Source organism: Yinghuangia sp. YIM S10712, from assembly GCF_051388935.1.
GTDB lineage: Bacteria > Actinomycetota > Actinomycetes > Streptomycetales > Streptomycetaceae > Yinghuangia.
In genome coordinates this window covers 1-9,584 of sequence record NZ_JBPKBI010000047.1, presented here as the reverse complement: position 1 = coordinate 9,584, position 9,584 = coordinate 1, and the positions used below count along the sequence as shown (strand labels likewise).

At 66.2% G+C, this 9,584-nt stretch carries 13 protein-coding genes; 4 read left to right on the top strand and 9 right to left on the bottom strand.

Features of this window, described 5'->3' with window-relative positions; all coding sequences use genetic code 11:
• Positions 1 to 116: 116 nt before the first annotated feature.
• From ACRX5W_RS32845 to ACRX5W_RS32825, 5 genes are all read right to left on the bottom strand, one after another.
• On the bottom strand, positions 117 to 1,835 hold the full coding sequence (locus ACRX5W_RS32845; RefSeq protein WP_436792055.1) for a hypothetical protein: 1,719 nt from the start codon (positions 1,833 to 1,835) through the stop codon (positions 117 to 119).
• A gap of 392 nt (positions 1,836 to 2,227) precedes the next feature.
• A complete protein-coding gene (locus ACRX5W_RS32840; RefSeq protein WP_436792054.1) occupies positions 2,228 to 2,827 on the bottom strand; it encodes a class I SAM-dependent methyltransferase in 600 nt (199 codons plus the stop codon).
• Between the two features lie 102 nt (positions 2,828 to 2,929).
• The gene (locus ACRX5W_RS32835) at positions 2,930 to 3,196 is read right to left on the bottom strand and encodes a DUF397 domain-containing protein (protein ID WP_436792053.1); all 267 of its coding nucleotides are present in this window, start codon (positions 3,194 to 3,196) and stop codon (positions 2,930 to 2,932) included.
• 92 nt (positions 3,197 to 3,288) lie between these two features.
• Positions 3,289 to 3,486: a DUF397 domain-containing protein gene (locus ACRX5W_RS32830; protein WP_436792052.1), complete on the bottom strand. Its 198-nt coding sequence runs from the start codon at positions 3,484 to 3,486 to the stop codon at positions 3,289 to 3,291.
• Positions 3,483 to 4,406 (bottom strand): helix-turn-helix domain-containing protein, encoded by a 924-nt coding sequence (locus ACRX5W_RS32825; protein WP_436792051.1) that lies wholly within the window; start codon positions 4,404 to 4,406, stop codon positions 3,483 to 3,485. The genes ACRX5W_RS32830 and ACRX5W_RS32825 overlap by 4 nt, the downstream gene beginning before the upstream one ends.
• A 245-nt stretch (positions 4,407 to 4,651) precedes the next feature.
• Between ACRX5W_RS32825 and ACRX5W_RS32820 the strand changes: the two genes are divergently transcribed.
• The gene (locus tag ACRX5W_RS32820; protein WP_436792050.1) at positions 4,652 to 5,143 is read left to right on the top strand and encodes an ATP-binding protein; all 492 of its coding nucleotides are present in this window, start codon (positions 4,652 to 4,654) and stop codon (positions 5,141 to 5,143) included.
• Positions 5,144 to 5,276: 133 nt separating this feature from the next.
• On the top strand, positions 5,277 to 6,215 hold the full coding sequence (locus ACRX5W_RS32815; protein WP_436792049.1) for an NAD(P)/FAD-dependent oxidoreductase: 939 nt from the start codon (positions 5,277 to 5,279) through the stop codon (positions 6,213 to 6,215).
• A 122-nt stretch (positions 6,216 to 6,337) separates the two neighbouring features.
• Here the strand turns inward: ACRX5W_RS32815 and ACRX5W_RS32810 are convergent, their stop codons facing one another.
• From ACRX5W_RS32810 to larC, 4 genes are all read right to left on the bottom strand, one after another.
• On the bottom strand, positions 6,338 to 6,742 hold the full coding sequence (locus tag ACRX5W_RS32810; RefSeq protein WP_436792048.1) for a hypothetical protein: 405 nt from the start codon (positions 6,740 to 6,742) through the stop codon (positions 6,338 to 6,340).
• Positions 6,743 to 7,127: 385 nt separating this feature from the next.
• Positions 7,128 to 7,463: a helix-turn-helix domain-containing protein gene (locus ACRX5W_RS32805; RefSeq protein WP_436792047.1), complete on the bottom strand. Its 336-nt coding sequence runs from the start codon at positions 7,461 to 7,463 to the stop codon at positions 7,128 to 7,130.
• On the bottom strand, positions 7,463 to 7,834 hold the full coding sequence (locus ACRX5W_RS32800) for a type II toxin-antitoxin system RelE/ParE family toxin (RefSeq protein WP_436792046.1): 372 nt from the start codon (positions 7,832 to 7,834) through the stop codon (positions 7,463 to 7,465). The genes ACRX5W_RS32805 and ACRX5W_RS32800 overlap by 1 nt, the downstream gene beginning before the upstream one ends.
• 122 nt (positions 7,835 to 7,956) lie before the next feature.
• Positions 7,957 to 8,454, bottom strand: a complete 498-nt coding sequence (gene larC / locus ACRX5W_RS32795) for a nickel insertion protein (RefSeq protein ID WP_436792045.1) — start codon at positions 8,452 to 8,454, stop codon at positions 7,957 to 7,959.
• A gap of 137 nt (positions 8,455 to 8,591) precedes the next feature.
• Between larC and ACRX5W_RS32790 the strand changes: the two genes are divergently transcribed.
• Both ACRX5W_RS32790 and ACRX5W_RS32785 read left to right on the top strand, forming a co-directional pair.
• Positions 8,592 to 8,969, top strand: coding sequence for a type II toxin-antitoxin system RelE/ParE family toxin (locus ACRX5W_RS32790; RefSeq protein WP_436792044.1), 378 nt, complete (start codon positions 8,592 to 8,594; stop codon positions 8,967 to 8,969).
• 73 nt (positions 8,970 to 9,042) lie between these two features.
• A complete protein-coding gene (locus ACRX5W_RS32785; protein ID WP_436792043.1) occupies positions 9,043 to 9,450 on the top strand; it encodes a helix-turn-helix domain-containing protein in 408 nt (135 codons plus the stop codon).
• The last annotated feature ends 134 nt before the right edge of the window (positions 9,451 to 9,584 follow it).

Genomic DNA, 9,584 nt, shown 5'->3' with positions numbered 1-9,584 from the left:
CCCTCCATGGTCATGGGGGGTCAATTTTCGGAAGGCTCCTGGGGGTCAGTCTTCAGGAACCCGCGACACTCGTCTGTGTGAAACGACTCGACCGCCCCACCGCGCAGGACAACGTCTCACTCCTTCTTGACCAGTCCGGTCAGAGCGGCGACCACGGCGGTGCCGAGAACCCAGCCCACCGCGACGGAGATGAACGCCCACACTTGCGCGATGCCTCGCGGGACCCAGTATTTGCCGTGTCTGAAGTCGATGACGGGAATCAGCCAGTCCGTCGCGTACAGCAGCGGATTGAACGCCGGGCGGGCCTCGTCGGGATTGGCCGGGACGAGGTTTTCCGGGTACTGCCAGGCGAACACGGCGGTCCCGACTGCGAGGAAAGCGGCGATCCAAATTCCGGCCAGCCACGGGCGGTAGCCGTAGCCGACGGTCCACTGTTGCGCGTAATTCCATACCCGGGACCACGGGCCGAGCACGCCACGCCGCCGGATCTGCCCGGCCACGGCGACGGCACGGGCATCGTCGGCCCGGCCTGCGGCCCGGTAGGCGAGGGCGAGTTGCTCGTACGGCTGCGGCGCGTACCCGTCGGTGTCCCGCGCGAGCCAGTCGAGTCGGGCCGGCACGTCGGCGCCCGCAGCGTGGTCGTCGATCGCCTCGTAGCGGAAGTCGCGCAGCCGCAGGTGCCGCGGCCATACTGCGCGGAGATCTTCCAGGACGCGCACCGTCGCGCGCGCCACATCGACAACTCCGCCGATTTCGTGACGCGGCGTCAGGACAAGAGTGTCGGCACGGAGCCCCCGCAGGTCCAGTGCCGTCTGCGGCAACCGCGCGGACTCTTCCTCGCCGGGGCACAACGGGATCGGATGCACCGTTCCTTCGAAACGGCACGTCCCGGTCACCTGCGCTCCCGCCGCGAGCACCGGCCCGACCAGAGTGAAGCGCCTGCTGAAAGAGAGATTCTGTTCGACGGTCAGGCCCTCAATGTCAAGACCATACTCCGACGCCTCCTGGGCGCCGTCCGCCATGGGGTCGGGCAGCCTGCCGAGCGTCGCCTCGCCGAAGACCGCGATCCCGGAGACCCGGGCGCCCGGGAGGCTGAAGGAGCCCTGCACCCGCGTTCCCCCATGAACGAACAGGTCCGCACCGACGTGTATCAACGCCGCGTAGAGGGCCGGCCCGGCCGGGTTGTCCAGCACCGCACCGGAGAAATCCAGGTCGCCGGTGATTTGCGCCCCGCTCAGCCGCATCCGTCCCTCGGAACGAAAGCCCTCACGGCACTGCACGTACTGCCCGACAGTGGTCTGCCCCGCATTTACCGTGGCTCGCCCGCCGGGGTTGCTGACATGGGCTGCGTCCAAGACGAGGTTGCCGCCTATCTGAGCGCCGGACAGCTCCACTTCGCCCCCGATGACGCGTGTCGCGGTCAGATCGAGGTTGCCCCGCGTCGTCACGTGTGAGGCATCGATGGCGAAGCCGCCCGCGACGACGATGTGGCAGCCGAGCAAGCCGATCGACACCACCTGCGCGGCGCTCACGCGCAGCGGCGCCTCCGCATACACCCCCTCCAGCACCAACGCGAACGGCAGCTCCACTGCCCCGAGATCCAGCTCACCGCTGACACGGGCACCACGCAGCCGCAGCTCCGCCGGGCGCAGCTCGCCCGCAGCCGCCTCGACCACCAACGCCCGCAGCACACGGGCGCGCACCGTACGGTCCGCACCCCACCGCGCCCCGGCTGCCGCGTCTCCCGCAGGGCCGAGCACTGCCGTGTCGCCGGTCTGCCAGGCCACTCGCACCAGTTCCTCGGCAGGCGTGAGCCCGGCCGCCGAAGCACTCATCATGATCTCCCCCGCCGTCGACTGGGAGTCAGGATGCCAGGTACCGCAACAGGCCCTTTCGCGCGATCAACTTGCCTTTGGACCGGATGTCTTGAACGCCAGAGGGGGCGGCCCGCCCCCGATCACACCTGAGGTCTGGTGCGGTCCAGGGAAATGCCGCTGGACGATGCACGCGGACGGTGGCACCGGAGGTTTCCTGGCGGCGCTGGAAGAGGACGAGCGGCGGCGGGCGCCGGGCGGGAACGCCCCGGCGGGGCGCCCGGTTGCCCGTGACGCCGAGCGGTACAAGCAACGCGTCGCCAGAGCGAAGCGCTGTGTCAACGAGAAGTGAGCGAGGTGGGGCCCGCCACCCGCTGCGACAGGACGCCGCGACCTCCCCGGCAGGCCTCCCGCTACGCGGCCTGCCGGCGCAGGCGGTACCACTGTGGTTTCGACTTGTTCATCGGCCAGCCCAGGCCTGCGGTCTGTGCCGGCTCGACCGAGAGCAACTCCCAGCCGGGAAACGCGGCTTCAACCTCATCCTGGCTCACGCCGCCGATCATGTTGCGGAGTCGAGTCGGGCCGAACTCCAGCATCAGCAATGTCGCGTCGGGCTCGGCCAGGGCGGTGACGCCTTCGCCGACCGCCCGGCGCTGCTCGGCGTCGAAGCCCTGGAAGCAACCGATGTCGAGGAAGAAGCCGAAGGTCCCCAGGCCGGTCGTCCGGAGGTCGGTCACGTCCCCGATGACGTAGGTGACCCCCGCATCGCCATGCTGCCGGGCCGCCCTGATCGCGGCAGGGACGTAGTCGATGCCCACCGCCTGCCACCCGCGCTGCGCGAGTTCGGGGGTGAACCTGCCACGCCCGCAGCCGATGTCGAGAGCACGGCCGGGAGGTTGCGGGCGGTCCGCCACCTCACGGTCCAGCAAGGCCGCGATGCCGGCACGCGCTGCCTTGCCGTACGACTCCCAGGGAGTGATGCCGAAGCGGTACATACGGGTGTAGTTCGTCACTGCGCATTGCCTCCTGGCGCCGGTCAGCACCATTGAAGCAGGGGCCACGGAGCCGGGTATGCGGCGGTGTGCGTTGACGGGGCGGCGGTGGCTGTGTGTTGGTCAGGCGTCGTGGCGGAGGAAGTTGGTGAGGGCAGCCCAGTGGGTGGCCTGGAAGGTGAGGATGGGGAGGTTGGGCAGCTTGGAGTCGCGTACGTGCAGGAGAGTTGGTGTGGCGGTGGCCTCCAGGCAGTTGCCGCCACTGCCTCCGCTGTAGCTGCTCTTCGTCCATGCGGGGGCGACCTCGACGCAGTCGCCGCCGCTGCCGCCGCTGTGGCTGCTCTTGATCCAGGTGCAGTGGTCGACTGCGCGGAATGCTTCCTCGGTCACGTTCATCACTCCTCGGGTTGCCGATTCATGGCTGTCGGCGGCAGGTTGCATGTACTGGACATGCCTGCCGCCGACCGGTGATGACGCGCTGTTCAGGCGTGGTGGCGTACGGAGTTGGTGAGGGCGGACCAGTGGGCGGCTTGGAAGGTGAGGGTGGCGAGGTTGGGCAGCTTCGAGTCGCGTACGTGCATGACCGTCGGTGCCGCAGCGACCTCAACACAGTCGCCGCCACCGGATCCGCTGTAGCTGCTCTTGACCCAGGGGCCCGGCTGCTTGTGCTCTGCGTTCATCGGTCTCCGATCAACTTCTCGATGAGCCGTGCGGACTCGTCGATGTTCAACGCCAGCGAGCGTAGCCTGCCATAGGTGAGTGTGAGGCGACTTACAGTCCTTGGTTCACTTAGGACTTGCCCCACGTCTTGAGATTCCACGTACGCGTGGCGGCGGTTCTCCAGGGTCTCCAACAGCACGAACGGCCCGTTGAGCCCTGGGTGGAAGCCTCCATGCGACGGCATGACTTGAATCTCGACGTTGGGCAGCTGCCCGACAAGAAGCAGGTGCCGGAGTTGCTCCATCATCACTGCCTCATTGGCCACGATGTTCGTCAGTGCCGCTTCGCCGATGATGAACGACAGGTTCACCACCGTCTTTCGGTTGAGCAAGCGTTGTCGCGCCAATCGACCTTCGACGCTCTGCTCGATCTCGTCTTCGTTGAGTTGCGGAACATGCCCCGCACACACCGCTCGCGCGTAGGACTCGATCTGCAACAGCCCTGGTACCAGCAGCGGATCGTATGAGAACCTGCACAGCGCTCCCATCTCGATCTGCGCGAAGTCCTGGAAGAACAGAGGCAGTTTGGCGAGGTCCACCTCGTCCTGAAGCGTCGCCAACACGTTGTCCGCCGCCAACACAACTTCCGCCGCCGTCGTGAACGCCTCCTTCGCCGGTCGCCGCCCCTGTTCGATCGACGCGATCTGATCCACGGAGTACCCCACCGCATCCGCAAGCTGCTGCCGCGTCATCTTTGCCCGTTCGCGAAACAGCTTCACCAACTTCCCGTACCCGACCCAGATCCCCGGCAAGTCGTCCTTGCGCTCGCTGCGCTTCGCTCGACGCGGAGCGGTTCCAGGGGCGTTCCCGGGCGCACTGCCGTTCGTCTGCGCCTTCCCGTCCCCGTCGGCGCCGCCGCTTCCCGCCTTCGTCGTGGTCATGACCAACACCCGCCCCACCGTTGCGCGTTCCATGCCACCGGCACCCGGACAAACGCCTTTCGGTACCGGCAACTTCCAGCCACCTCACACTAAGCGGTAATCACGCGATCACATAGAGAAATCAACGACTCGTTCGAGCGGTTTGGCTCGTCGGCGCGTACAGATTGGGCCGTGACACGTACACGACGCCGTGGGGGACACCTCCGGCCTGTTCTCACCAGCCTCTTCGCGCCGAATGTTGCGCCATGAGATCGCCAGCAGCGCGTCCGGAAATCGCCGTACCGGAGCCCATTCCTGCCTTCACTGTGTCGGAACTCCCCACGCCTCATATCGAGTTCGCGATTCGCCTGGAAAGCACCCCGTACGGAGCCCGCGTCGCCCGTCAACTCGCGGTCGCGCAACTCGCTTTGTGGGGCGTCCCGCATGCCCCTGGCCTCTCCGGGACCGTGGCCATCGTCGCCGCCGAACTCGCCGCCAACGCGGTCCTGCACGCCCACACCCCGGACGAGACGTTCGAGCTGCGCATGTCCCTGCTCGGCGACCGCGTCAGCATCCAAGTCACCGACCCCAGCCCCGACCGCCCCTTACCCGCAACGCCGGCCACTGCTCCCGACGCCGACGCCATCTCGGGCCGTGGTCTGCTCCTCGTCTCGACCTGCGCCGACCGATGGGGCTGGACCACGACCGAGACCCCGCCCACCAAATCCGTCTGGGCCGAAGTCACCTTGGGCCCGTGAAATCAGGGTGATGCGAGGCGTACGGACTGCTCCCGGCAGGCGTGAGGACGAGTCCCGTCGCGGCCACGTCGTGGCCCACCGCATACCGTGACTGCCCGAACTGCCGGCGGTTGCGGGAAGGTTCACCGCAGTCGTGGTCGGTTCGGGATTCACCGGACTGGAAATGGCGGCGGAACTGCGCGACCGGCTGCGCGCGGTCGCCGCCCCGCACGGCGCCGCCGACGAGGTCCGTGTCGTCCTGCTGGAACGCGACACTGCCATAGGCCCCGGCCTCGGCGCGGGGCCGCGCCCGGTCATCGCCGAGGCCCTGGACCGGCTCGGCGTCGAAACTGTGCTGGGCGCCACCGTCGCGGCCGTCACCGAGGACACGGTCCGCCTCACGGACGGCACCCGCATACCCGCGCGCCTGGTCGTGTGGACCGCAGGCATGCGTGCGCACCCGCTCACGGAGCAGATCCCCGCCGCCCGCGACCGACTCGGGCGCCTGGCCGTTGACGCGTACCTGCGTGTCGACGGCGTACCGCAGGTGTACGCCGCGGGCGACACGGCCGCTGCGACCGCTGAGCCCGGGCGGGTTGTGATGCAGAGCTGCCAACACGCGATCCCGCTCTGCAGGCACGCCGGACACAACGCGGCAGCCGACCTGCTCGGCGCGCCGCAGACGGTGTTCGCACCCGCGCCGTACGTCACCTGCATGGATCTCGGGGGCGCGGGCGCGGTGTTCACGACCGGCTGGGAACGGACCGTGGCCCTGGCCGGTGCCGAGGCCAAGACACTCAAGCGCAACATCACCGAGCGCTGGATCTACCCGCCGGTCCACGACGCACCCGAACTGATGCGCCAGGCCGACCCCGGCTACGTCAACGGCGGTTCCGAACGAGCCGACCGCGATGCGCTGGTGGCTTCCCGAACGGCGAACCAACGGTATTCCCAACCTTGTTGGGGTCCCGCCCGGTCCAGAATCTCAAGCAGCCTTGAACGCGAATTCTTTCGAATCGGCCTGCGACTTCCGAGGTGTGCTGCGTACGGCCCGCCGGTGCGGAGGGCCGTACGCCCGTACGCAATGCGCTGAACTACCACGGCAGTTGAAGGTCAGGCGGTGGCCTTCACGGCANGGTGTGCTGCGTACGGCCCGCCGGTGCGGAGGGCCGTACGCCCGTACGCAATGCGCTGAACTACCACGGCAGTTGAAGGTCAGGCGGTGGCCTTCACGGCACTTTCTGACCATGCCATGCTGTCACAGTCCCAGGCGACGCTGTTCTCCGTGAGACAGGCCCGGAACCAAACCCTCGCGCCCTCCGGGAAATCCATGTTGAAGGCCTTGACGCTGCCGCTTCCGTTGTTGTTCACCAGCAGCGGGTAAGCGTAGGAGTCGTTGATGCGGTACTGAACGGCGACGCCGTGGCTGTCCGCAGCCAGGTCTTGCACGTAAAACCAGTCGCCGACGTGGTCGAACCAGACTTTGCCGGTCTTCGTGCTGCCGGTGTAGACGTAATCCGTGTTGTTCGTCCCGGCGTGGGCCGAGCCGGCGGTGACAACCATTCCCAGACTCATCGCGATCGCGGAAAGACCGACGACGAGCTTGCGCTTGTGCTGCATGGTGAAGCCCCTTTCCAGCCGCCGCATCCGGGGTGACTCGGCGGTGTGGAGAGGATTGTGGCGGTGTCCGAATTTCTCTGCTATCCGGGAAAAACGCGGCCGATCCGCGTGAAGTGGCTTGTGGGGTTTGGCTGAAAACTGCCGCGTGCACGCCATGAAACGCCTGGTCACCGTACAGACCGCGCTCCGTCGCGATAAGTGTCAGCCGCGAGCGTTCTCTCCACTCAGAGTGCAAACCCGAGCACTCAAAGCGCGCATCGGAGCGAGTGGCGCATCGTTGATTTTTTCGTCATCGACGCCTGGGGGCCGAAGAGCGCTTCGGCCCGTGAGGAGTCAGAGGAAACGCTGAGAGCGAGCCGGCTTCAGAGTGCCTTCTACGTTCCTTCTACGCGGCTGAGTGCCCGATGAGTGTCACCCGTGCGTCGTCCACGTCGATGGCGAGGTTCAGGGAGGCGTTCAGGCCCTTGGCCAGTTTCGCGAGCAGTGGCAGCGTGGGAACGGTGTCGGAGCCCTCGATCCGGGAGATCTTGGCCTGCGTCAGACCCGTAAGCTCAGCCAATTCGCGCTGCGACAGGCCCAGTTCGATGCGGCGGTCGTAGACGGCCTTGGCCAAGGCCATGGACAGCCGGTTCTCCAAACGCTCTTGCTCGATCTCAGGCGACTCGCGAATACCGTCGACAAGCTTGCGTTCGCGTGCCAGCTTCCACCGACTGTGTTCCATCACGCATCCTCGTTCTCTCGACTGAAGTCCATATGTGCCGGGCCGTGGTAGGCCTCGCATTCCTTCTTGGCCAGGACAGCCCGGTCGATCTGGGCTCCCTCATGCGGTCGGGTCTTGCGGAATACCGTCAGCAGTACGATCCGGCGATCGCCGGTGATCCAGTAGGTGACCCGGGTCGGGACACCGTCCAGGACGGGCCGCAGCTCACACACCCCGTCGCGCAGCGGCCGGGCGTACGGCATCGGAGCCTGCGGCCCCAGCTCTGCCAGTAACTCAGCGTAGTCCTCCACCTTTCGGTAAAGCCTGCCTGGTAAGAGTTCCAGCCAGGCCCGAACCTCGGGTTCCACCTCAATGACGTACAGACGATCCACGCCACGAGGATATATGTCGTCCGCGACATACTGCCGCCCAGTGCCGTCTGGTGTCGATCGACTGATGCGGGACTGCCAAGGCCGGAGGTCCCGGGCATCTCGTCGGGGAACGCATACTCCGGTCAGGTGCTGAGTGTGATGCCGAGAGAGCCCAATGACGCGCCGGGGGTGAGGCCGGCGTTGTGGGCGGCGGTTGTTGCGGCGGTGAGGATTGTTCTCACCGGGAGGTCCAGGGCTGCGGCGAGTTCGGCCGCGGGGGTGAATTCGGGGGTTGCCTGGACGATGGTGCAGTTGCGGTGGCCGATCTTGATGGGAATGCGGGCTCCGTGGACGGTCACGTGGGCCCAGCCTCGGGACAACGTGGTTCGCCGCAGGGGGAGTTCGCGTACACCGAGGGTGCTGGTCAGATGGAAGACGGCGTCGCGGAGGGCGTCGATCCGGTCGGCGGGGGAGAGCACGCACAGGGTGTGTGCCGGGCGGCGCGTTCGGGTCGTAAACGCCCTTGCTCCAGTGCGGAGGTGGGGCGGGCCGGAATCCAGGGCGGGTGGCAGGCGATGGGGCTCACACGCTCTGTTGGGAAAGAAGCAGGAATGTGGGACGGGGTCATGCCGCAAGGCCATCGGTGGAGACTGCACGGAGCGCCACAGTTGGAAGGTTGACGTCACTGGTCAAGCCCAGGGGGAGATGATCGGCATGCTGCGGTGCCCATCAAACGGTGGTTTCGCCCGAACTCAAGCGTTGGTATATGATTTTTTGTATGTTCGCGGTCGAGATTGAACCGAGTGTTCGCAACTGGCTGGGAGACGCTCGCAAGGTGTCCCCCGGGCAGTACCGGCAGGTGCTCCGTGCGGTGCAGAGACTCAAGGCTGATCCAACGGCGATGGGCGACATGGTCAAATCGCTTGGCGGTGGTTTATGGGAACTGCGACTCACGCACTTTGGTGATATCTCAATCCGCATTCCTTTTTGGATCACCAACGACAAGCGCATTATTTTGCTCACTGTGTTCGAGAAGACCAGACAAGTCGAACGATCTGAAGTCGAGAAGGCGCGGCGACTGATGCGGGACTGCCAAGCCGGATGCCGCGGGCATGAACCCGCAACAGATGAGTACAGGCGCTTCGATGACGGATAGACCATGGACGGATCTGGGTGTGCACACATCAGCTTTTTCGGCGGCTGGGGTACAGGAGTGAAAGGGAGCAACGATGAGTGAGAAGCCGGGAGTCAGCGGCCGGCGTGCCGTGGCCGCGCGTCGGAAAAGTGTGGTGGCAGGCGCCGAAGGGCATGTCGGCTGGGACGTGGACGCCGAGGTTGCCGCCATCGAGGCGAGTGACCCGCGTGCCTTCGACGAGATCGATCAGGCCATGGACTTCGGTCTTGCGATTCATGCCGCCCGGACTGCGAAAGGCTGGACACAGAAGCAACTGGCTGATGCGGCCGACATGAAGCAGGCAAATATCTCGGCGATTGAACGGGCCGGCGTCGTGCCGACGTTGACCTTGGTCAAGCGGCTCGCCAAGGCGTTGGAAATCCGCGTGGTCATCGTCGTCGACGAGGTCGACGGGGAAGAAGTGATCGAGTACACGATGACCCCACACGAGTCGGCAGCTTGAATTCGACGATCTGCAGGGTGGAAACGATCGAGGCAGGCATCGACCGCTGCCGTCGAAGGCACGTTCTCCTGTCAGACATCCCATGGCGTTAGGCGTCAAGCCGCGGTGAGGTTCGCGTGGTGGGCCCAGGCGGT

What these genes read in the sequence shown, in the direction of transcription:
- ACRX5W_RS32845 (WP_436792055.1), bottom strand. Translation starts at nt 1,835, where the DNA reads ATGAGTGCTTCGGCGGCCGGGCTCACGCCTGCCGAGGAACTGGTGCGA.
- ACRX5W_RS32830 (WP_436792052.1), bottom strand. Translation starts at nt 3,486, where the DNA reads ATGAACGCAGAGCACAAGCAGCCGGGCCCCTGGGTCAAGAGCAGCTAC.
- ACRX5W_RS32825 (WP_436792051.1), bottom strand. Translation starts at nt 4,406, where the DNA reads ATGACCACGACGAAGGCGGGAAGCGGCGGCGCCGACGGGGACGGGAAG.
- ACRX5W_RS32820 (WP_436792050.1), top strand. Translation starts at nt 4,652, where the DNA reads ATGAGATCGCCAGCAGCGCGTCCGGAAATCGCCGTACCGGAGCCCATT.
- ACRX5W_RS32810 (WP_436792048.1), bottom strand. Translation starts at nt 6,742, where the DNA reads ATGCAGCACAAGCGCAAGCTCGTCGTCGGTCTTTCCGCGATCGCGATG.
- ACRX5W_RS32805 (WP_436792047.1), bottom strand. Translation starts at nt 7,463, where the DNA reads ATGGAACACAGTCGGTGGAAGCTGGCACGCGAACGCAAGCTTGTCGAC.
- larC (WP_436792045.1), bottom strand. Translation starts at nt 8,454, where the DNA reads ATGGCCTTGCGGCATGACCCCGTCCCACATTCCTGCTTCTTTCCCAAC.
- ACRX5W_RS32790 (WP_436792044.1), top strand. Translation starts at nt 8,592, where the DNA reads ATGTTCGCGGTCGAGATTGAACCGAGTGTTCGCAACTGGCTGGGAGAC.
- ACRX5W_RS32785 (WP_436792043.1), top strand. Translation starts at nt 9,043, where the DNA reads ATGAGTGAGAAGCCGGGAGTCAGCGGCCGGCGTGCCGTGGCCGCGCGT.